At 70.1% G+C, this 21,671-nt stretch carries 20 protein-coding genes; 11 read left to right on the top strand and 9 right to left on the bottom strand.

Annotated features, from left to right (window positions below):
- The first annotated feature begins 47 nt into the window (after window positions 1-47).
- The 4 genes from BMZ83_RS02215 (at window position 48) to BMZ83_RS02200 (ending at window position 5,678) form a co-directional block, all read left to right on the top strand.
- The gene (locus BMZ83_RS02215) at window positions 48-2,519 is read left to right on the top strand and encodes a DNA topoisomerase VI subunit B (RefSeq protein WP_074875154.1); all 2,472 of its coding nucleotides are present in this window, start codon (window positions 48-50) and stop codon (window positions 2,517-2,519) included.
- On the top strand, window positions 2,516-3,613 hold the full coding sequence (locus BMZ83_RS02210; protein ID WP_074875152.1) for a DNA topoisomerase IV subunit A: 1,098 nt from the start codon (window positions 2,516-2,518) through the stop codon (window positions 3,611-3,613). Before BMZ83_RS02215 ends, BMZ83_RS02210 begins: the two co-directional genes overlap by 4 nt.
- 56 nt (window positions 3,614-3,669) lie before the next feature.
- Entirely contained in the window at window positions 3,670-4,806 is a 1,137-nt protein-coding gene (locus BMZ83_RS02205) for a serine hydrolase domain-containing protein (RefSeq protein WP_074875151.1), read from the top strand.
- Window positions 4,807-4,877: 71 nt separating this feature from the next.
- Complete coding sequence (locus BMZ83_RS02200) at window positions 4,878-5,678, top strand: nucleoside phosphorylase (RefSeq protein ID WP_074875149.1); 801 nt, start codon at window positions 4,878-4,880, stop codon at window positions 5,676-5,678.
- Window positions 5,679-5,696: 18 nt separating this feature from the next.
- Here the strand turns inward: BMZ83_RS02200 and BMZ83_RS02195 are convergent, their stop codons facing one another.
- The 7 genes from BMZ83_RS02195 to BMZ83_RS02165 form a co-directional block, all read right to left on the bottom strand.
- A complete protein-coding gene (locus tag BMZ83_RS02195; RefSeq protein ID WP_074875147.1) occupies window positions 5,697-6,467 on the bottom strand; it encodes a class I SAM-dependent methyltransferase in 771 nt (256 codons plus the stop codon).
- 42 nt (window positions 6,468-6,509) lie between these two features.
- Complete coding sequence (locus BMZ83_RS02190) at window positions 6,510-7,127, bottom strand: CDP-alcohol phosphatidyltransferase family protein (RefSeq protein ID WP_074875145.1); 618 nt, start codon at window positions 7,125-7,127, stop codon at window positions 6,510-6,512.
- Window positions 7,124-7,669, bottom strand: coding sequence for an adenylate kinase family protein (locus BMZ83_RS02185; RefSeq protein ID WP_074875143.1), 546 nt, complete (start codon window positions 7,667-7,669; stop codon window positions 7,124-7,126). Before BMZ83_RS02185 ends, BMZ83_RS02190 begins: the two co-directional genes overlap by 4 nt.
- On the bottom strand, window positions 7,666-8,757 hold the full coding sequence (gene hisC / locus BMZ83_RS02180) for a histidinol-phosphate transaminase (RefSeq protein ID WP_074875141.1): 1,092 nt from the start codon (window positions 8,755-8,757) through the stop codon (window positions 7,666-7,668). Before hisC ends, BMZ83_RS02185 begins: the two co-directional genes overlap by 4 nt.
- A 325-nt stretch (window positions 8,758-9,082) precedes the next feature.
- On the bottom strand, window positions 9,083-9,841 hold the full coding sequence (locus BMZ83_RS02175; RefSeq protein ID WP_074875139.1) for a hypothetical protein: 759 nt from the start codon (window positions 9,839-9,841) through the stop codon (window positions 9,083-9,085).
- A 117-nt stretch (window positions 9,842-9,958) separates the two neighbouring features.
- Entirely contained in the window at window positions 9,959-11,308 is a 1,350-nt protein-coding gene (gene hflX / locus BMZ83_RS02170) for a GTPase HflX (RefSeq protein ID WP_074875137.1), read from the bottom strand.
- A gap of 237 nt (window positions 11,309-11,545) precedes the next feature.
- The gene (locus BMZ83_RS02165) at window positions 11,546-12,496 is read right to left on the bottom strand and encodes an FKBP-type peptidyl-prolyl cis-trans isomerase (protein ID WP_074875135.1); all 951 of its coding nucleotides are present in this window, start codon (window positions 12,494-12,496) and stop codon (window positions 11,546-11,548) included.
- A 141-nt stretch (window positions 12,497-12,637) separates the two neighbouring features.
- On the opposite strand from BMZ83_RS02165, the gene cyaB reads away from it, so the two are divergent.
- From cyaB to BMZ83_RS02140, 5 genes are all read left to right on the top strand, one after another.
- Entirely contained in the window at window positions 12,638-13,198 is a 561-nt protein-coding gene (gene cyaB, locus BMZ83_RS02160) for a class IV adenylate cyclase (RefSeq protein WP_074875133.1), read from the top strand.
- Between the two features lie 65 nt (window positions 13,199-13,263).
- A complete protein-coding gene (locus BMZ83_RS02155) occupies window positions 13,264-14,478 on the top strand; it encodes a methionine adenosyltransferase (protein WP_074875131.1) in 1,215 nt (404 codons plus the stop codon).
- A gap of 40 nt (window positions 14,479-14,518) precedes the next feature.
- Window positions 14,519-15,595: a CNNM domain-containing protein gene (locus BMZ83_RS02150; RefSeq protein WP_074875129.1), complete on the top strand. Its 1,077-nt coding sequence runs from the start codon at window positions 14,519-14,521 to the stop codon at window positions 15,593-15,595.
- A gap of 60 nt (window positions 15,596-15,655) precedes the next feature.
- Window positions 15,656-16,837 carry a tRNA sulfurtransferase gene (locus BMZ83_RS02145; RefSeq protein ID WP_074875127.1) on the top strand — a complete coding sequence of 394 codons (1,182 nt, stop codon included), beginning with the start codon at window positions 15,656-15,658 and terminating at the stop codon, window positions 16,835-16,837.
- Window positions 16,838-16,889: 52 nt separating this feature from the next.
- Window positions 16,890-17,336, top strand: a complete 447-nt coding sequence (locus BMZ83_RS02140) for a DUF5804 family protein (protein ID WP_074875125.1) — start codon at window positions 16,890-16,892, stop codon at window positions 17,334-17,336.
- A gap of 2 nt (window positions 17,337-17,338) precedes the next feature.
- Here the strand turns inward: BMZ83_RS02140 and BMZ83_RS02135 are convergent, their stop codons facing one another.
- Window positions 17,339-18,280, bottom strand: a complete 942-nt coding sequence (locus BMZ83_RS02135) for a PLP-dependent cysteine synthase family protein (protein WP_074875123.1) — start codon at window positions 18,278-18,280, stop codon at window positions 17,339-17,341.
- 105 nt (window positions 18,281-18,385) lie between these two features.
- On the opposite strand from BMZ83_RS02135, the gene BMZ83_RS02130 reads away from it, so the two are divergent.
- Window positions 18,386-18,949 (top strand): transporter, encoded by a 564-nt coding sequence (locus BMZ83_RS02130; RefSeq protein WP_174955662.1) that lies wholly within the window; start codon window positions 18,386-18,388, stop codon window positions 18,947-18,949.
- Between the two features lie 118 nt (window positions 18,950-19,067).
- On the top strand, window positions 19,068-19,463 hold the full coding sequence (locus tag BMZ83_RS02125; protein WP_074875121.1) for a thioredoxin family protein: 396 nt from the start codon (window positions 19,068-19,070) through the stop codon (window positions 19,461-19,463).
- A 1-nt stretch (window position 19,464) separates the two neighbouring features.
- Here BMZ83_RS02125 and BMZ83_RS02120 read toward each other — a convergent pair whose 3' ends face one another.
- Window positions 19,465-21,660 (bottom strand): thioredoxin domain-containing protein, encoded by a 2,196-nt coding sequence (locus tag BMZ83_RS02120; protein WP_074875119.1) that lies wholly within the window; start codon window positions 21,658-21,660, stop codon window positions 19,465-19,467.
- Window positions 21,661-21,671 lie beyond the last annotated feature (11 nt).

Here is a 21,671-nt window from a genome sequence, read left to right as displayed (position 1 = left end):
AGCTACGGAAGGGACTTTACGTGACGGCCGGGTAGGCCACCTACAGAATGACCTCGCAGCAGACGACACTCGGCGAGGGCGCCACCACGGCCGAGGAACTGGCCGAGGGGCAACGCGAGATCTCCATCGCCGAGTTCTTCGAGAAGAACAAACACATGCTCGGGTTCGACTCGGGCGCCCGGGGGCTGGTGACGGCCGTGAAGGAGGCCGTCGACAACGCCCTCGACGCGACCGAGGAGGCCGGCATCCGGCCGGACATCTACGTCGAGATCCGGGAGGTCGGCGACTACTACCGGCTCGTCGTCGAGGACAACGGGCCGGGGATCACCAAGGAACAGCTCCCCAAGGTGTTCGGGAAGCTCCTGTACGGCTCCCGGTTCCACAAGCGCGAGCAGAGCCGCGGCCAGCAGGGGATCGGGATCTCCGCGGCCGTGCTCTACTCCCAGCTCACCTCCGGCAAGCCCGCGAAGATCACCTCCCGTACCGAGGGCAGCGCCGACGCGGAGTACTTCGAACTCATCATCGACACGGACACCAACGAGCCGGAGATCGGGACCGCGGAGACCACCTCCTGGGACCGCAGTCACGGCACCCGCATCGAGTTGGAGATGGAGGCCAACATGCGGGCCCGGAGCCAGCTCCACGACTACATCAAACACACCGCAGTCGTCAACCCCCACGCCCGGATCGAACTCCGGGAGCCGGGGCTCGACGAACCGCTGAAGTTCGAGCGCGCGACCGACCAGCTCCCCGCCGAGACCGAGGAGATCCGTCCCCACCCCCACGGCGTGGAACTCGGGACGCTGATCAAGATGCTCGACGCGACGGACTCCTACTCCGTCTCGGGGTTCATGCAGGAGGAGTTCACCCGCGTCGGCAAGAAGACCGCCGACAGCGTCGTCGACAGCTTCCGCGACCGCCACTTCGGCCGGGAGCTCGGCTGGCCCGCCCGCAACGGCGCGCCGGCTGCCGACGTGGGGGCCGACATCGAGGACGCGCTCCGCGAGGCCGTCTCGAACAAGGGCGCCGACGCCACCGACACGTTCGCCGAGCGCGTCGCGAACAGCCTGACCGAGCGCGAGCGGACGACCTACTCCCAACTCGTTGAGATCGTCGCCACCGTCGCCGACGAGGTGGGGGCCGACACGGGCAAGACCTTCGGCGCGACGGTCCGGGACAACGCCGTGGAAGCGGCGTGGGCCGAACTCACCGAGTTCGGCACGGGCGGCGTCGAGGAGAACGGCGAGGAAGCGGACGGCGACCTCGACCGCCTCACCCCGACGCTGTACGAACTCGTCGACGACGCCACCTCGACGCGGAAGGACGACGCCGCGGTCCACGGGCTCGCCGAACGGCTGGCCGAACGGTTCGTCGCGCTCGGCGACGACGGCTCCAACCGGATGCGCCTGGCGCTCGACGACCTGACGACGCTGGTCCACGAGGCCGCCGACACCACCGAGGAGTACGACGACGAGACGTTCGGGGACACCGCCCGCGAGAACGTCGTCGAGGCGCTCTGGTCGCGGATGGTGACGGTACCCGACGACCCGCCGAACGTGACCGAGATCGCCGGCGACCGCGACACCGCCTCCGAACTGCTCGAGGCGATGCGGGAGACCGACATCCTCTCGCCGCCGACGGACTGTCTCGCGCCGATCACGGCCGAACTGGTCGAGGCCGGCCTGCGCAAGGAGTACGACGCCGACTTCTACGCCGCCTCGACCCGTGACGCCGAGGTCCACGGCGGCGACCCGTTCGTCGTCGAGGCCGGCATCGCCTACGGCGGCGACATCCCCGCCGACGGGAGCGTGGAGCTGCTTCGCTTCGCCAACCGCGTCCCCCTGGTCTACCAGCGCGGCGCGTGTGCGACGACCAACGTCGTCAAGCGCATCGGCTGGCGCAACTACGGGCTCGACCAGCCCGGGGGCTCGGGGATGCCCAGCGGCCCGGCGGTCATCTCGATCCACGTCGCCTCGACGAACGTCCCCTTCACCAGCGAGTCGAAGGACGCGCTGGCGTCGGTCCCGGAGATCGAGGACGAGATCGAACTCGCGATCCGCGAGGCCGCCCGCGAACTCAAGTCCTACCTCAACAAGCGCCGCTCGATGGCCAAGCGCCGGGAGAAACAGGACGTTCTCGGGCGGATTCTCCCGCAGATGGCCGAGAAGGTCGCCGAAGTCACCGGCCGCGAGCACCCCGACATCGAGGGGGCGATGGCCCGGATCATGAACAACGTCGGCGTCGACCGCGAGCGCGACGGCGAGACGGTGACGCTGAAGGTCGCGAACCACTCCGACCGGAACGAGGCCCTGGAGGTCACCGAGATCGTCTCCGCCGAGCCCGAGGGACTGCCCGACGGCGTCGAGCCGATCGAGATGGACGGCGAGTGGTTCGTCAACTGGAACCCCGAGGTGAGTTCGGGCGAGACGGTCGAACTGGAGTACAGCCTGCCGACTGACGCCGACGCCGACGCCACCGTCGACGGCGTCGACGACGAGAAACTCACGGTGAACGCATGAGCACAGAGGACACCACCGACGCTGAGGCACGGGAACGGCTGATCGACCTGGCCGCGGAGTTCTACGACCAGTTCGCGGCCGGCGAGATCCCCCGGATGGAGCTGCCCACCCGGACCAAGAGCAACATCGAGTACGACCCCGAGAAGAAAGTCTGGGTGTACGGCGACCGGAAGTCGACGCGCACCGCGAACTCGGTCAGCGGCGCACGGAAGCTGCTGAAAGCCAGCTACACCATCGATTTCCTCGCGAACCAGTTGGACGAGGACCGGTCATCGACCCTGCGTGAACTCTACTACCTCTCCGAGTCCTGGAACAACGAGGAGGCACAGTTCAACAGTCAGGACGAGTCGAACAACCTGGTCGAGGACTTGGAGATCGTCACGGGCGCCACCCGCGAGGACTTCCACATGCGCCCCGAGGAGTCGGGCGCGAAGGTGATGGGCCCGCTCCTCATCCGGGAGCAGACCCAGCGGGGCGACCGGGACATCCACTGTCAGAAGGACGTCGGGCAGGGTGGGTACCAGATCCCCAACGACACCGACACGATCGAGTTCCTCGACAACGACGCGGAGTTCGTCATGTGCGTCGAGACCGGCGGGATGCGCGACCGGCTCGTCGAGAACGGCTTCGACGACGAGTACGACTGTCTCGTCGTCCACCTCGGCGGCCAGCCGGCCCGGGCGACCCGGCGACTCACCAAGCGACTCCACGACGAACTGGACCTGCCGGTCGTGGTGTTCTGTGACGGTGACCCCTGGTCCTACCGGATCTACGGCTCGGTGGCGTACGGCTCGATCAAGTCCGCCCACCTCTCGGAGTACTTGGCGACGCCGGAGGCCGAGTACGTCGGGATTCGCCCGCAGGACATCGTCGACTACGACCTGCCGACGGACCCGCTGTCGGACTCGGACGTGAACGCCCTGGAGTCCGAACTCGACGACCCGCGCTTCCAGACGGAGTTCTGGGAGGAGCAGATCGAACTCCAGTTGGACATCGGGAAGAAGGCCGAACAGCAGGCGCTGGCCTCCCGGGGGCTGGATTTCGTGACCGACACGTACCTCCCAGAGCGGCTGGACGAGATGGGCGTCCTGTAGCCGGCGGTTCTCCCCGGAACGGTTCCGCTTTTGCCCCCGCCCCACGAGCTACGGGTATGCACTTCCCGGACCCGCACGACGAGGGCGGATTCGACCACGTCGATCCCGAAGCGGCCGGCATCAACCCCGACGCCGTCGAGGACGCGGTGACCTTCCACCTCACCCACGGAACCCCCGACGAGACCGTCGAGTACCACATGCCCGACCTCGAACCGTTCGACGAGACAGAGGGCGAACTCGGCGGCTTCCTCGGCCCGGTCCCGGACCGCCGCGGCGGTCCGGCGGGGATGATCCTCAAAAGCGGCCGCGTCGTCGCCGAGTGGGGCGACACCGAGCGCGTCGACCACTGCTTCTCCTGTGCGAAATCCTTCTTGAGCATCGTCGGCGGCGTCGCGTGGGACCAGGGGCGCTTCCAACTCCAGGACAGAGTGGCAGAAGATATCGCGGATAACGGTTTCAACTCGGACCACAACTCCCAGATCACCTGGGAGCACCTGTTCCAGCAGACCTCCGAGTGGGAGGGCGAACTGTTCGACCGCCCGGACAGCGTCGACCGCAACCGAGGCGTCGGCAAGACCGAGGGCCCGGGGAAGGACCAGCCTCGGGAACTCGAAGAGCCAGGTGCGTTCTGGGAGTACAACGACGTGCGGATCAACCGCCTCGCGCTCTCGCTGCTGCGGCTGCACGCCAAACCCCTGCCTCGCGTGCTCGCCCACGAGGTGATGGACCCCATCGGCGCCTCGCGAACCTGGGAGTGGCACGGGTACTACAACTCCAAGGTGGACGTGGAGGGGCGAACGATGGAGTCCGTCTCCGGCGGCGGCCACTGGGGCGGCGGCTTCTGGTCCTCGACGGCGGACCTCGCGCGGGCCGGCCACCTCCTCCTGAACGACGGCGAGTGGGACGGCAAGCGCCTGCTGAGCGAGGCGTGGGTCGAGCAGGCCACCGAACCGTGTGACGTGTACGAGAACTACGGCTACCTCCTCTGGCTCAACACGAACCGAACGCTCTGGCCGTCGGCGCCCGAGTCGGCCTACGCCTTCCTCGGCCACGGACAGAACGTCGTCTGGGTCGATCCCGAGCACGAGCTGGTGGTCGTGCTGCGCTGGCTGGATCTGGCCGACGACCGCGACGAACGCGAGGACCAGCCGAACCAGGACCGGTTCTTCGAGAGACTGCTGGCCGGGGTCTGATCCCCGCCGACGCCGACCACAGCCGGGGGCGAACGACAGCCTTACGCTCGGGAGTCCAGAACCACGGGGGTATGTCCGACGAGATGCAGTACCACGTCGAACTCGAACCCGGCGACGTCGCCGACGCCGTCCTGCTCCCGGGCAACCCCGAGCGCCTCGACAAGATCACCCCGCTCTGGGACGACCACGAGGCGGTCGCTCACCACCGCGAGTACCGTACCGCGACGGGGACCTACGACGGCGCCGACATCTCGGTCACCTCGACCGGTATCGGCTCTCCCTCCGCCGCCATCGCCGTGGAGGAGCTCGCCCGTATCGGCGCGGACACGTTCATCCGTGTCGGCTCCTGCGGCGCCATCCAGCCCGAGATGGAGGTCGGTGACCTCGTCATCACCCGCGGCGCGGTCCGGCAGGAGGGCACGAGCAAGGAGTACGTCCGCGAGGACTACCCCGCCGTCGCCGACGAGGAGGTCGTCGCCGCGCTCGTCGCCGCCGCGGAGCGACTCGGCCACGACTACCACGTCGGCCTCACGATGTCCGCGGACTCCTTCTACGCCGGGCAGGGCCGCGAGGGGTTCGACGGCTTCGAGGCCGCCGGCAGCGAGGACCTGGTCGAGGACCTGAAGGAGGCGAACGTGCTCAACATCGAGATGGAGACCGCCGCGATCTGTACGCTGGCGAACGTCTACGGCCTGCGAGCGGGGGCGGTCTGCTCCGTCTTCGCGAACCGCACGACCGGGGAGTTCATGACCGAGGGCGAGTCCGTCGCCGCCGAGACGGCCAGCCTCGCCGTGAAACTGCTCGCGAAGATGGACGAGGTGAAGGCCGAGGCTGGCGCGGATCGCTGGCACGCCGGCCTGAGTCTGGAGTAGCGGGAGCGACGACGACTCTCACCGCGCGACCGCCCAGAACCGCACGCTCTGGGGGACTCGCCACAGTACTTCTGGCAGGTCCGTCTCCTCGGGCTCGTTCGCTTCGACCGCGTGGCGCTGGTGTTCGATCAGTCGCCGCACCGCGAAGCCGGCGTCGAGTAGCGCGCCGTGGAGGTCGGCGATCGACCGGTCGAACGTCCGGAGCACCTCGTCGTACTCCTCGTCGATGGTGATCTCCCGGGGACCGGGGTCGAGGTAGTCGCCCCCGACAGTGCCCGACTCCGCTTCCAGCGCCTCGTTCAGTGGGTGCGGGACGCTCAGGACGAACACGCCCCCTTCGCGGAGCACGCGGTGGGCCTCCCCGAGCGCGGTGTCGAGGTCGGGAACCATCTGGAACGCCGCCTCGGAGGACGCCACGTCGAATCGATCGTCCGGGAGCGGGAGGTCGGTCACGTCGCCCTGCACGAACTGGGCGTCGACGCCGTACTCCTCCCGGAGTTCTCTCGCGTACTGGAGCTGATCGCCCGCGAAATCGACGCCGACGACGGGGTCGGCGCCCAGTTCGGCGGTGCCGACGCTGCCCTGCCCGCCGCCACAGCCGAGTTCGACGTACGCCTGCCCCTCGACCGAGTCGAGAATCCCCGGTTGGGGACCGCCCGGCGCGTCGTCGGCGAACGGCGAGGGCGCCGGCGGGAGTTCCCCCTCGTCGGTGCCCGAACGCCAGATCGCCTGGAAGTCGTCGCTCCACTCGTTCCAGAGGCGTCGGTTCGCCCGTCGGAGATCGCTCACGCGCGAGACTGTGTCGGGATGGAGTAAAGTGGTTTCGAGAGATCAGGAGAGGTCCGACCACGCGCCCCAGAACCGCTGAAGCGCGGTCAGGTGGCCGACGACGGCGAACAGCACCAGCAGCAGTTCCACGGCGCCGAAACCGACGGCGAGTTCGCCCGGCAGGACGAAGGCGACGACGCCGACGATCCCCACCAGCGCGAGTCGGTCCGCACGACCGAGCAGACCGCCGTACTCCCGCCCCAGCCCGACCGCCTGGATCTGCGTGCCGAGGTAGGAGGTGAGCAGGACGCCAGTCACCGCGAGCAGGCCCAGCGCGTAGGCGTCGGCGCCGGCCGCGAGCCCGGCGATGATGAGTACGTCGGCGTAGCGATCGAGCACGTGATCCAGCAGGTCGCCGCCCTTCGACTCGGTGCCGAGTTCGCGGGCGAGCGCGCCGTCAACGATGTCGAGCCAGCCGTTCGCGAACACGAAGAAACTCGCCGCCAGGTAGAGCCACAGCGGCCCCTGCCCGCCGGCGAGCGCGAACGCGCCGCCCGCGGCGCCGGCGAAGGCGAACGCGATCACGCTCACGCCGTCCGGACTGAGCCCCAGTGTCCTCGCGGCGTCGACGAACGGCACGAGCATGCGGTCCGCGATATCGCGGTACTGATCGAGCGTCACAGCGCCCCCGTGAAGTCGACCGTGCCGGCCGACGGCTCGCGCTCGCCGCGCAGAACGGCGACCACGTCGTCGACGACCGCCGCGACCGGTCGGTCGGTGGTGTCGATCTCGTAGACGCTCCCCTCGCCGTAGGCCCGAACGGCCTCGCTGAGCACGATGTCCAGCGCCTCGCTCTCGGCGTTCTCGGCGATCGTGGGCTCGGGCTCGTCGCGCTCCCGGAGTCGCTCCTCCAGCTCGTCGGGGTGACAGCGCAGTACGACCGCGGCGTCGGCGTCGAAGTGGTGTGCGAGGTGGGAGTCGAGCAGCCCCGACCAGTCGTCGAGGTACGCGTCGATGGCGTCGAAGTCAGCGATGAGCGAACCCCGTTCCTCGTCTCTCCCCTCGTGGAGCCCCTCCTCACGGATCAGGTCGTTGAGGTGGTGGACGGGAACGTCGAGGCGTCGACCCACCTGCTCGGCAACGGTCGATTTGCCCGTCCCGGGCGTCCCCGTGAGCGCGACGCGGTCGAACGCGAGGTCGGTGTCGTCGGCCGTGTCGGTCATGCTTCGGGCGCCTCCAGGTCCGCGAGCACGTCGTTCAGCGTCTCGACCGCGCGCCGGGTTTCGTCCTCGGTGCCACAGGAGACCCGGATACAGCCCGGCAGGCCGAACGAGGAGCAGTCCCGGACGATGACCCCCTGCCCCTGGGCAGCCTCGGCGACGGCGCTCCCGTCGCCGACCTCACAGAGCACGAAGTTGGCCTCGCTGTCGAACGTCGGCGCGTCGAGGTGCTCGTGGACGTACTCGCGGGCCCACGCCGCGCTCTCGACGGACTTCTCGACGTGGGCCTCGTCGTCGAGGGCGGCGATGGCCGCCCGGAGTGCCGCCTCGCTGGCGGCGAATGGCGTCGACACCTTCGCGTAGGCGTCGGCCCACGCTTCGGGGACGAGCGCGTAGCCGATCCGCAGACCGGCGAGGCCGTACGCCTTCGAGAACGTCCGGAGGACCGCGAGGTTGTCGTACCCGTCGAGGAGCGCCGCCGCGGAGGGTTCCTCCGCGAACTCGCCGTAGGCCTCGTCGACGACGACGAGCGTCTCCTCGTCGACGCCGGCGAGCAGCGCCTCGATCTCCTCGCGGGCCATCGTCGCGCCGGTGGGGTTGTGGGGCGAGGTGACGAAGACGACGCGCTCGCCGTCGTAGACGTCGAGGACGGTGTCGGCCGTCATCGCGAACTGGTCGGCCTTCGAGAGCGCGTAGGATCGAACGTCTCCGTGGTGGTAGCGCGCGCTCATCCCGTAGTAGGAGAATCCGGGGTCGGGGACGAGCACGGGGTCGTCGGGATCGAGCATCGCCCGCGAGAGGTAGTCGATCGCGCCGTCGGCGCCGGGGCCGACCCAGACCTGGTCGGTGGAGAGCCCCCACTTCTCGGCCAGCTCGGCCGTCAGGTCCGTGTGGGCGGCCTTGGGGTAGACCGAGACGTCCGCGGCGGCGTCGCGGACGGCGTCGACGGCCGCGGGACTGGCGCCGTGTGGGTTCTCGTTCGAGGAGAGCTTCACCAGCTCCTCGGGGTCGAGACCGAGGTCGCGGGCGACCTCCTCGACCCCCCGGCCGGGAACGTACTCGACGTGGGCGGAGAGGTCCCGTGGTTGCATGCCGCGACGTTCTCGGTGATGGGGGATAAGGCTCCCGCCCTCGGGTCAGTCGGGGGGCCGAGTTCGGCGACGACCTCGCCGATCACCGCGTTTCGACCGGAGTGGCGCGAAGCGTTCGCGGCGGCGGCCGCGAGCCGGCGCGAGGGAGGCGGGCTTCGCCCGCCGAGGCCGGGGAGGGTCGAGGGCTGTGCGGTCGCAAGTAGTCGACGATCGAGACGCTGTCGCGGTCGCCGGAAACGTCACGAGAGTTGCACCCGCTAGCGTCGTTTCGAAGCGCCACGGGGACGCCAGCGGCGACGAACTGCGGTCGAACGTCAGCCGCGAATTAGTCGGCGCGCTCCTCGATCAGCCGGGTCTCGACGGCGGCCTGCACGACCTCGGACACGTCGCCGAGGCTGTTGGAGTTGTTCGCGACGACGCCGTTGAGCAGCGCCTCGTGGTCCCGCAGGCCGGCGACGACCAGCGTGTCCGCCTCGGGCACGTCGTAGGCCTCTGCGATCGCCTCGACGACCACGTCGCCCTGGTCCTGATCGTCCTCGGCGACGGTGTCGAGCAGGCCGCCGAAGATCTCGTCGGCGTCGACCTCGACGCGCCGCTTGAGCGTCCCGGGCGACTCCACGTCGCCGCCGAGCAGCCCCGCGAGGTACCCCTTCACCGAGCCGACGATGTACTCGTCGAGGCTGTCCTCGCCGAGCTGGTGGGCACGCCGCGCGGCGAAGGCGCGCACGAACTGGTCCATCTCGATCTCGAGCGCCGAGCGCTCGTCGGCGTCCTCCTCGCGAGTCTCGAAGGAGCCGTCGTCGTCACGCTCCTCGGCCGCGTCGCCGTCGTGCTCGGTCGTGGCCGCCTGGGTCTCGTCGTCGCCGTCCGCGTCGTCCGCCGCGCCGTTGCCGCGGTTTTCGGCGGTTTCGGGTTCATCGTCGGCCTCCTCGGTCACCGAAGCGCCCGCGACGATCCCCTCGGACTCGTCGGCGTCGTCGGACCGGCGGCCGCTCTCCGACCCGCTCACGCCGTTGCCCGTGCCGAGCGTGTTGATTCGCCCCTCGATGTCCCGTCGTCGGTCGTTACCGCCGTTGTCAGTCATGATTAGCACCGCGTGCGTTGCCGCCGGGTGCCCCAGTGGGCATCCACGGCCTCGTCCCGCACACAGGGGTCCGTCGGTGCAGAGCGAGAAAAAGTCAGCGGAGCTACCGGGCGACGGTCAGTCGGCCCGGATCGTCGCCGCGCGGGAGCGCGCCCGCTCGACGACCGCCGGACGGGCGGAGAACTCCACTCGGACGCGCTCGCCCGCGTACTCGACGGCCACCCGCCCGCGGTCGTGAGCCCACGCGAGGAACGCCTGCGTCTCCCCGGTGTTCGGCAGGTCGAACTCGGCACGCTCGTCGGGCAGGGCGTCGACGACGGTGTCGGCGAGTCGCCCGACTCCCGCACCGTCGAGGGCGCTGACGGCGACGATCTCGTCCACCCGATCGCCGGCCACCTCCCCCACTGCCCGCCGTCGCTCGGCGAGGTCGTCCTCGTCGCCGAGGTCGGTCTTGTTGAGCGCGACCAACAGTTCACCCCGCGGCTCGTCGATCTCGGCGAGCGAGACCCTGAGCTTGCCGCGCATCTCGGCGGCCGAGTCGCTCGCGTCGACGACCAGGAGCGCGGCGTCGCTGTCGGCGACGGCGTCGAGCGTCGCGCTGAAGGACGCGACGAGGTCGTGTGGGATGCCGTCGACGAGGCCGACGGTGTCGGTCAACAGCACGCGCCGGCCGTCGATCGTCGCCCGCCGGGTCGTCGTCTCGAGCGTCTTGAACAGCCGATCCTCGACCTCGGCGACGCCGTCGAGGTCGGCGTGCTCGGGCGCCGTTTCCGCGATCGAGAGGTCGTCGGCCAGTCGGTGCAGGAGAGTCGACTTCCCGGCGTTCGTGTAGCCCGCGATCGCGACGAGGTCGAACCCCTGCTCGCGGCGCTCGGCCCGGCGTTCGCTCGCGCGGTCGGCCAGCGTGTCGAGCTTGCGCTCGACGGTCCGGATTCGTTTCTCGATGTCGACCAGCCGGGAGCCCGTCTCGGCCGCACGCTGCATGTGGGTCCGCTCCTCGGTCTCCCGGACCCGCGGGCGCTCGTAGCGGAGCTTCGCCAGTTCGACCTGGAGCCGGGCGGCCTTCCCGCCGGCGCCCGCCTCGAAGATGTCGAGCACGAGTCGGTGGCGGTCGACGACCCGGACGCCGTCGGGCAGCAGCGCCGTGAGCGAACTGTACTGGCCGGGCGTGAGTTCGGAGTCGAACAGGACCGCGTCCGGATCCGTCTCGGCGACCCGACGAGCCAGTTCCTCGGCCTTGCCGCGGCCGACGTTGTACTGGCCGTCCTCGCGGCGGCGCTGGGTGAGCGCGTCGACGACGGCGTACCCCGCCGCCGCGGCGAGACGCCTGATCTCGGTCGTGTCCGGGTCCGCGGCGTCCCGGGCGACGACGATGGCGGTTCGGTCGGGTCGGTCGCCGTCGCTTCCCGACCGCTCGGTGGTGCTCGCTCGCTGTGCGTCCGTCTCGTTCGCTGGTGAATCTTGCAACGTTGGTGAGGGTGGATCCCCCACCGGCGCCGGAACGCCGACGGCGAGAGCGCCCGCCGGCAGTGGGAGACCCGAGGCTGTCGGATGTCGGTGCCGCAGTGGGTCTCCCGCCGGCGCTCACGGGGACGATTTCCCCCGCCGTCGTGTGAGCGTCACGGGCTCAGTAGGAAACGAGCTCCATCGGCTACGCGGTACTGCGTCTGCGGACCGCAAAAAGGTTCGGTCGGTGTGGGAACCTTACTCGTCGTCGAGCTCGTCGACGATCTCCTCGGCGTCGACGTCGGCGTCCTCGAGGTCGCCCTCGATGTCCTCGAGCTCCTCCTCGAGCTCCTCGGCGCCGCCCATGCCGCCCATCATGCCGCCCATGCCGCCCATCATGCCGCCGGCGCTGCCGTCGAAGACCTCCTCGACGACCACGCGGTCGAGGTCGAGGCGGTCCATCAGGTCGTCGGCGACCTGCTGCTTCTGGAACATCCACTGCTGGTTCATCTGCATCTGCTGGGTCGCCTCGATGTAGAGGGAGCGCTGCTCGACCTCCTCGGTCTCGGTGGTCTCCTCGCCGTCGTCGTCCTCGACGGTGACCTCCTCCTCGACCGTCTCGGTCTCGATGCGCAGGTCCGGCTCCATCTGGAGGTACATCCCCAGCAGGCCGGCGGCCTTCTCCTCGTCGTCGTCGACCACGTCGACGATCTCGTACTCGTACTCGAGGTCCTCACCCGCGAGCGGGTGGTTGAAGTCGACGCGGGCGCGCCCGCCGATCACGGTCTCGACGTAGCCCTGCTCGCCGTCGATCTGGACCTGGGCGCCGGGGCGGCGGTCCTCCTCGTCGAGCTTGTTGGCGCTGACGGTGCGGACCTCCTCCTCGTCGTACTCGCCGAAGCCGTCCTCGGCGGAGATATCGACGGTGCCCTCGTCGCCGACCTCGCCGCCGATCAGCGCGTCGTCGACGCCGGGGAAGACGTGCCCCTCGCCGACGACGATGATGCGCGGGGAGAAGTCGTACTCGTCGTCGTCGATGCCGGCCTCCTCCGCGACGTCCTGCCGGGTGGTGTCGACCACGCGGTCGTCGCTGACGGTGCGGACGTTGTAGTCGATGCGGACGAAGTCCCCGTCCTGGATACCGGATTCGGTCTCTGCCTCGGCCTCGTTGGCCGTGTCGGCCTCGGCGTCGGCCTCGTTTTCGCTCATACCTCTACGGTCTCGTGTTCCACTCTTAAGGACAACGTTTCGGGCCCAGACGGCGTCGAATGGGCAGTTCGCCGGCGCTGGCGGCCCAGCACTCCGCCACGAGTGGGCAGCCTTTTCGTCGCCGCCGCCGACCCCCGAGCCATGTACGAGGTCGAACTCAAAGTCGAAGCCGACCACGCCCGCGTGCGCTCGGCGCTGGAGGCCGCAGGCGCCGCCCCGGTCGACTACGTCCGACAGGTCGACACCTACTACGATGCCCCCCACCGGGAGTTCGCCGAGACCGACGAGGCGCTGCGGCTGCGCGAGGAGACTGAACTCGACGGGGACGGACAGCCCGTCGAGACGACGACGAAGATGACCTACAAGGGCCCCCTCGTCGAGCAGGCGTCGAAGACCCGCGAGGAGCACGAGACCGCCGTCGACGACCCCGACGCCGCCGCGGGCATCCTCGACGGGCTCGGGTTCGAGCCCGCGGCGACCGTCGCGAAGGAGCGCGAGCGGTTCGAACTCGACGGGTACACCGTCACCCTCGATCAGGTCGAGGGCCTCGGCTCGTTCGTGGAGGTCGATCGGGAGGGCGCGGAGTCGGAGATCGAGCGTCTCCGGGCGGGTGCGCAGGCGCTGCTCCGCGATCTGGGGCTCGATCCGGCCGACCAGATCCGCACCTCCTACCTCGGCCTGTTGCTCGCGGGAGATACCTGAGAGTAATTTCCAGAGGTCAGATCGTTTCCGAAGGTTATAGAGTGTACGCCGCAGAAGCGTCACCAATGACGCGGAACATCCAGGTCTCCGAACTCGACCGGCGGGCGGTCGAGGATCAGCAGGTCGAGATCGTCGAGCGAAAAGGGCTCGGTCACCCCGACTCCATCTGTGACGGCATCGCCGAGGACGTCTCGCGGGCGCTCTCCCAGCTCTATCTCGACCGCGTGGGCAAGGTGCTCCACTACAACACCGACGAGACCCAACTGGCTGCGGGCCGTGCGGCGCCGGCCTACGGCGGCGGCGAAGTGATCGAACCCATCTACATCCTGATCGTCGGCCGGGCGACCAAGAGCTACGAACAGGACGGCCGCACCGTCGAGCTCCCGGTCGACTCGACGGCGCTCGCGGCGGCGCGGGCCTACCTCGAGGAGCAGATCCCGGAGCTGGAGTACGGCACCGACGTGGTCGTCGACGTGCGCCTCGGCGAGGGCTCCGGCGACCTGCAGGACGTGTTCGGCGAGGAGGAGGTCCAGGTGCCGATGGCCAACGACACCTCCTACGGCGTCGGCCACGCGCCCCTGACCGAGACCGAGACGATCGTCCGCGAGATCGAGCGCGGGATCAACGGCAAGTACGCCGCCGAGCACCCAGAAGTCGGCCCGGACGTGAAGGTGATGGGCAAACGCGAGGGCGACCGCATCGACGTGACCGTCGCCGTCGCGATGATCGACGCCTACATCGCCGACCTCGAGGCGTACAAGGCCGCCGTCTCGAACGTGCAGGAGTACGCCACCGAACTCGCGCGTAGTTACACCGACCGGGAGGTGAACGTCGAGGTCAACACCGCCGACGACTACGACGCCGGCTCGGTCTACCTCACCGTCACCGGCACCTCCGCCGAGCAGGGCGACGACGGCTCCGTCGGCCGCGGGAACCGCGCGAACGGGCTCATCACGCCCAACCGGCCGATGAGCATGGAGGCCACCTCCGGGAAGAACCCCGTCAACCACATCGGGAAGATCTACAACCTGCTGTCGACGGCGGCCGCCGAGGACGTGGTCGAACAGGTCGACGGGATCCGCGACCTCCAGATGCGACTGCTCTCCCAGATCGGCCGCCCCATCGACGAACCCCACGTCGCCGACGCCCAGATCGTCACCGAGGCGGACGTCGACGTGGCCGACATCGAGGCCGAGGTCACCGAGATCGTCGATGGGAACCTCGCGAACGTGACCGGGATCACCCGCGAGGCGATCGAGGGCGAGATCTCGACGTTCTAGGCCACCGAGCATTTACCCGGGGCGGCCGAGAGTCTCGCCCATGCAGACGCTGGAGCTGACCGTCAGACTGCTCGCCGGCGTCGGGCTCATCCTCACGAACGGGTTCTTCGTCGCGATCGAGTTCGGACTCACCCGCGCCAGGCAGTTCTCCAAGGAGGAGTTCCTCGGCGACGGCGAGAGCAAGGCCCTCCAACGCGCCTGGGAGATGACCAACGACCTGGAGCTGTATCTCACCACCTGCCAGGTCGGGATCACCGCCTCCAGCATCGCGGTGGGGATCGTCGCCGAGCCCGCGCTGGCGGCGGTATTCGAGCCGCTGTTCCAGGGGACGTTCCTGGCCAGCGTCGGGTCGGGCGCGATCCTCGCCTTCCTCATCATCAACCTCGTCCACCTCACCCACGGCGAGCAGACGCCGACGTACCTCGGCGTCGAGCGCTCGCGGCTGGTGTGCAGGTACGGCGCGACGCCGTTGTACTGGAGTAACCGCCTCATCCTGCCGATCATCAAGCTGGGCGACTGGGTCGCGAAGGCGACGCTCGGCCTGTTCGGCGTGGAGATGACCGGCGCGTGGCTGGAGGCCGAGGAGGACGCCATCGAGTCCCGCGCGGAGCTCCGGAACCGGCTGGGCTCGGTGCTGAGCCAGGGCGACGTGCCCGAGGATCGCCGCGAGGAGGTCATGAACGCGCTCCAGATCGGCGACCGTCCCGTGAGCGAGGTGGCCGTGCCGACGGCGGACATCGTCGCCCTCTCCACGGAAGTCGACACCGAGGAGAACTTCGACCGGATGGAGCAGCACCCGCACACGCGCTACCCGCTGGTCGGCGAGGACCTGAGCGACTTCCGCGGGATCGTCTACTTCCCGATGCTCGCGCGGTACCGCGACAGCGTCGCCGAGGGCGACGTGGACTTCAGCAACCTCTCGGCGCCGCCGATGACGATGTCCCACGACACCAGCGTCAGCGACGCCATCGACCAGTTCCAGGTCGAGAGCCAGGAGCTCGCGTTCGTGCTCGAGGACGGCGAGGTGATCGGGATGGTCACCGTGACCGACCTGCTGGAGTCGATCACCGGGCAGATCGAGGACCCGATCGACCTGCGGAACGGCGACGACGACTAAGCAGCGATCCGGCCCGAGCCGGAGGGAAACGCCCTTGCTCGCCCGGGGGCTACGACTGCTGTGCAGCAGTCTCCGGATCTCGCGGTCGTCCGCTACGGGGAGGCAGGCATCAAGAGCGACAAGGTCCGCGGGCAGATGCTCGACCGCCTCGCCGAGAACGTCCGGGCGATCCTCGACGACCGCGGGATCCCGGGACACGTCGAGCGTCACTGGTCGCGCCTCCTGATCCGACCGCCCGAGGCCGGCGAGTTCGACGCCGACGCCGCCGCGCGGGCCGCCGCCGACGCGTTCGGCGTCGTCTCGACCCGACCCGCCATCTCGACGGCGCCCGAGGCCGACGCGTTGGCCGAGGCGGCCGTCACGCTCGCGGCCGACCACCCCGACGGCGCCACGTTCGCGGTCCGAGCCAACCGCGCCGGCTCGCCGGAGACCCACCCGTTCACGAGCCAGGAGGTCGCCGCGGCGGTCGGCGCCGCGATCGGCGACGCCACGGGCGCCGGCGTGGACCTCGACGAGCCGGACCGCGCCTACCGCCTCGACGTCCGCGAGGACGAGGCGTTCGTCTCCGCCGTCGAGTACGACGGCCCGGGCGGGCTCCCGGTCGGCACCCAGGGGAAGACGGTCGCGCTGTTCTCCGGCGGCATCGACTCCCCCGTCGCGGCGTGGGAGCTGTTCAAACGCGGACTCGAGGTCGTCCCGGTGTACCTCGACCTCGGGGACTACGGCGGCCCGGACCACCTCGCCCGCGCGGTCGAGACCGCCGGAACCGTCGCTCGCTCCGCGCCCCACGTCGACGCCCGCCTGCGTGTCGTTCCCGCCGGCGACCTCGTTGACGATCTCGTCGACGCGACGGGGGCGACCCGGATGCTCTCGCTCCGGCGCGCGATGCTCCGGGTCGCGGAGGCCGTCGCCGAGGACGTGGGCGCCCACTCGGTCGCGACCGGCGAGTCGATCGGCCAGAAGTCCTCCCAGACCGGGCCGAACGTCCGGGTCACCGACGCCGCCGCGACGCTGCCGGTCCACCGCCCGCTCCTGACCCGCGACAAGCCCGAGATCGTCGCCCGGGCCCGCGAGATCGGCACGTTCGTCGACGCCACGATGAACGTCGGCTGCGAGCGCGTCGCGCCGGACTACCCCGAGACCAACGCGAGGCTGTCGGCGGTCGAGGCAGCCGAGCCCGAGGACCTGTTCGACCGCGCCGAGGCGCTGGCCGACGAGCGCTACGTCGTCGACGGGAACTGAGCGCCGTCGCCGGATCGCAACCCACTTCATCCGCGCCGGCGACCGCCCGACAATGGCGCAGGTCTGTCTGCTGGGCGAGCCCGGGAGCGAGCTCCGGTACGAACTGCTCTCCCGGGAGACCGCCCGCGAGGCGCTCTCGACCTACGACCTGCGGGAACCGTACGCGAACAGCCTCGCGCTCGACACCGTCTCCATCGGCGCCGCGGTCTCGCTGTTGAACGACCTGAACTGGTACCTCGTCCGGTTCGCGCGGACGGCGCTGGTACAGGCCGACTCCGTCTCCGAGACGGAGTGGCTCTCCCGCGATCTGGCGACCGCGGTCCGGGACGGGGACGTGGATCCCGCGGAAACGGGCGAGTACCTGAAGGTGTACGGGGTCGAGGACGGCCGACCCGAGGACCCGGCGTTCGTCGAGCGAGAGGGCGACTGGACGCCCGATCGCGGGGGGTACGACGAGGTGCTGGTGGTCCGGGTCACTGAGGCGGAGTTCGAAGCGTAGCGCTATTCGCCACACTGCCACGGGCAGTCCTCGGCCTCCTCGGCGTCGAACAGGCCCGTGGACATGTAGCGCTCGCCGCTGTCGGGGAACACCGTCACCACCAGCGGGTCGTCGACGCCCTCGTCGACGAGTCGGTCAGCAGTCCGTCTTGCGGCGACGTTGGCGGCGCCGCTGGACTGGCCGACGAGGATCCCCTCCTCGCGGGCGAGACAGCGACACTCCCGCTCGGCGGTCCCCAGGGCGACGGTCTCGACGGCGTCGACCAGGTCAACGTCCAGGTTCGGGGCGACGAACCCCGGCCCCATCCCCTGGTAGTCGTCGGCTCCCGACTCGCCGGTCGAGAGCACGGCGTTCTCCGCGGGTTCGACGGCGACCACGTCCACGTCCGGGAACGCCTCCCGGAGGCGCCGACTCGTTCCGGTGAGCGTGCCGCCGGTGCCGACGCCGGCGACGAACGCGTCGACCTCGCGGTCGTCGACCTGCTCCAGGATCTCCGGGCCGGTGGTCTCGTAGTGCGCTCGCGGGTTGGCGTCGTTCTCGAACTGCCGGACCTGCACGTAGTCGCCGGTCGCTTCGAGTTCGTCGGCGCGGTCGCGGGCGTCGCTGATGTCGCCGTCGACGACCTCGATGTCGGCGCCGTAGGCGCGCATGATCCGCCGGCGCTCGGGCGACTTGGAGCCCGGGATGACGATGCGCACGTCGTACCCCTTCACCGCGCCGATCAGCGAGAGCCCGATCCCGGTGTTGCCGCTGGTGGGTTCGACGATGGCGTCGTCCGCGCCGAGTTCGCCGGCCTCCTCGACCGCCCGAATCATGTACAGCGCCGGACGGTCCTTCGCCGAGCCGCCGGGGTTCTTCGACTCCAGTTTGGCGGCGACGGTGCCGGCCGGCGAGGCCACCTCGACGAGCGGCGAGCCGATGCTCTCGATCACGTTCGCGTCCATCTACCCCGGCGTATCCGGGTCGAACCTAAATGGGTAGCGACACCGGGCGAACAGGTTCCGGAACGGCCGACAGTAATTTTTGCGCCCGCATCGACGTTCCCAACGATGAGCACTAACAGCATCACCGACCGACTCCCGCTCGGGGCGGGCGCCGGCGCCGGCGTCGCCGCGTACCTGCTTGGGTATCTTCTCACCTACGTCTGGCAGAGTGGCTCCGTCGAGGAGCGCCTGGAGGGGTACAACTTGGTCACGGAACTGTTCGGCGGGGAGCCCATCGCCGTCTGGCAGGGCGTGGGCTGGCTGTTCTACAACGCCCACTTCGTCGACACCCGGATCGACGCGCTGGGCGGAACGCAGTCACAGAACTTCATCGCCGGCAGCGACGGCGGGTCGCTCGCGCTGCTGTACCTCGTGCCGGTCGTGCTGCTGCTCGCGGCGGGGCTGCTGACCGCCCGCGTCGCCGACGCGGACGAACCGGTCGACGGCGCGACCGCCGGCGTCGCGATCGCCGTCGGCTACTTCCCGCTGGCCCTGCTCGGCCGGTTCCTCTTCGCCTACCAGGGGTCGGCGGCACCGGACCTGATCACCGCGGCCCTGCTCGCGGGGTTCGTCTATCCGCTCGTGTTCGGTGCGGTCGGCGGCGCCATCGGCGGCGTCCTCGGCGAGTAACCGCCGCCGGCGTGCGTTCTCGAAGGCGGCGGCCGACAGCCGCCGACGTGCGTTCTCGAAGGCGGCGATCGACAGCCGCCGACGTGTGACTTATTCCCCTCCGGCGCGGTGTTCGGGTATGAGCAACGCCGAACCACCCGAATCGACGCTCTCGACGCTCCAGCCCGACCCGACGTGGGACGCCGAGTCCCACGCCGACGCCGTCGACGCGCTCGGCGCCGACGGACTCACGTTCCGGGTCTGGGGCGGCGACTGGTGTGGCGACTGCCGCCAACTCCTCCCCGCGTTCGCGGCCGCGCTCGACGCCGCAGGCGTGCCCGACGAGCGGATCCACGCTCACGCGGTCGAGCGCGAGGACGGCGAGAAAGTCGGCGAGGGGCTCGAGGAGTACGGGATCGAACTGATCCCGACCGTGATCGTCGAACGCGATGGGAGTGAGATCGCGCGGTTCGTCGAGAGCGAGGGGCGGCCGATCGCGGAGTACCTCGCGGACGCGATCGCGGCCGCCGAGTAGCTCAGAGGTTCTCCTCGACCCAGTCGAGCGCCGCTTCCAGATCCGTCTCCGGCGGCGAGCAGGTGCGCGAGCGACAGGCGTACACCGTCGGCTCGCCGTCGCGGGCCTCGCGGCCGGCCCAGATCGGCGGCGCCTCGTCGAGCCCGAGTTCGTCGAGCCAGCCCTTGAGCCCGTCCTCCGTCGGCGGCCGCCGGGCGACGACGGCGCCGGGCAGGTGGCGGTCGGCGAGCGTCTCGCGCCAGTCGGCGGGCAGTTCGTCGGCGGCGACGGTGAGTTCGAGCGAGCCGCGCCGGGCGGCGTCGGCGGCCATCGCGAGCGTCCCGTGCTCCACGGGGCTGGCCTCGATCCGGCCGCGGTGGGTCGCGAGCGTCTCCCGCGCGACCGAGCCCAGATCGCGGTCGGTGAAGTGGTCCAGCTCGAGCAGCAGCGAGACCGCGGCGCCGACGCTCGACGGCGTGGACTGGTCGGTCAGCTCCTGGGGCCGCGCGACCAGCTCCTCGCCGTCGTTCGCCGAGAGGTAGAGCGTCCCGTCGTCGGCGTCGTAGAACGAGTCGGCGACGACCGCGGCGAGGTCGAGCGCGAACGCCAGCGGTCCGACCTCCCCCGTCGCCTGGTAGAGTTCGAACGCCCCGCGGCCGAGGAACGCGTAGTCCTCGAGCGCGGCGTCGACGGCGACGTCGCCGTCCTTGAACCGTCGGGAGAGCCGCTCGTCCTCGGCGTCCCAGAGGTGTTCCCGGACGAACCCGAGCGCCGACTCGGCGCGTTCGATCCGGGCGTCGTCGCCCAGCACGAACCCCGTACGGGCGAACGTCTCGATCAGCAGGCCGTTCCAGCCCGCGAGCACCTTCTCGTCGCGTGGCGGGCGCGGGCGCTCCTCCCGGGCTTCGAACAGTCGCTCGCGACCCTCGGCGAGCAGGTCGCTGATCTCGCTCTCTGAGTCCGGTGCCTCGACCGTCTCGCCCGCGACCTCCATCTCCGCGCCGACGAGTTCCGCGACGGGAACCGTCTCGTTCAGCACGCTGGTTCCACCCTCGAAGTTGCCGCCGGAGACGACGCCGTAGCGCCGGCAGAACAGCGTCGCCGCCGGCTCGTCGAGGGTCTCGCGGACCTCAGCGGGCGTCCAGACGTAGAACGCGCCCTCCTCGCGGTCCGGTTCCTCACCCTCGTCGAGCCGGGAGCCGGGCGTCCCGCTCCGGGCGTCGAGCGTGCTGAAGAACCCCCCCTCGGGGTGGGAGAGTTCGCGTTCGAGGAAGTCGAGCGTCTCGCGCGTCAGGTCGGCGTAGCGTTCACGCCCGGTCGCTCGGTAGCCCGCGAGGAACGCCGCCGGGATGGTGGCGTTGTCGTAGGCCATCTTCTCGAAGTGCGGGACGGTCCAGTCCTCGTCGACGCAGTAGCGGTGGAAGCCGCCGCCGAGGTGGTCGTAGAGCCCGCCGCTGCCCATGGCGTTCAGGGCGTTCTCGGCGACGGTCAGCGGCTCGGGATCGTCGGAGAGGGCGGCGACGCGCAGCAGGAGTTCGACCCGGCCCGGATGCGGGAACTTCGGGCTCCCCTGTCCGAAGCCGCCGTGCTGGCGGTCGGCGCCGCGGATCGCCGCCGCCGCGGCGTCGTCGAGGATCTCGCTGCTCGGTGGCTCGGCGTCGTCGGGGGATCCCGTCGGCGCCATCCGGTCGCGGGCGGCCGTGGTCCACTGCTCGGCGCGGGTCTCCATCTCCGGGCGCTGCTCCGGGTCGGCCCAGGAGTCGGCGATCTGCCGGCAGAGCCGTTCGAACCCCGGGACGTTGCGCCCCGGCTGTGACTCGGGCGGGAAGTACGTGCCGACGTAGAACGGCTTCCCCTCCGGCGTGAGGAACGCCGACAGGGGCCACCCGCCGCCACCCGTGACCAGCTGGCAGACCGTCTGGTAGACGCGGTCGAGGTCCGGCCGCTCCTCGCGGTCGACCTTGATCGGGACGAAGTTCTCGTTGAGGGTCTCGGCCACCTCGGGGTCCTCGAAGGACTCCTCGGCCATCACGTGACACCAGTGGCAGGCCGAGTAGCCGACCGAGAGGAAGATCGGCACGTCGCGCTCGCGGGCCTCCGCGAGGGCGTCGTCGTCCCACGGCTGCCAGTCCACGGGGTTGTCGGCGTGTTGCTGGAGGTACGGGCTGGCCTCCTCGGCGAGTCGGTTCCGGTCGTCGTTACTCGGCGGTTCGGTCATTATCGAGGAAA

Origin of the sequence: Halolamina pelagica (genome assembly GCF_900115675.1) — an archaeon.
GTDB classification, from domain to species: domain Archaea; phylum Halobacteriota; class Halobacteria; order Halobacteriales; family Haloferacaceae; genus Halolamina; species Halolamina pelagica.
The sequence above is the reverse complement of the archived record's forward strand: the minus strand, read 5'-3'. Positions and strand labels throughout refer to the sequence as shown.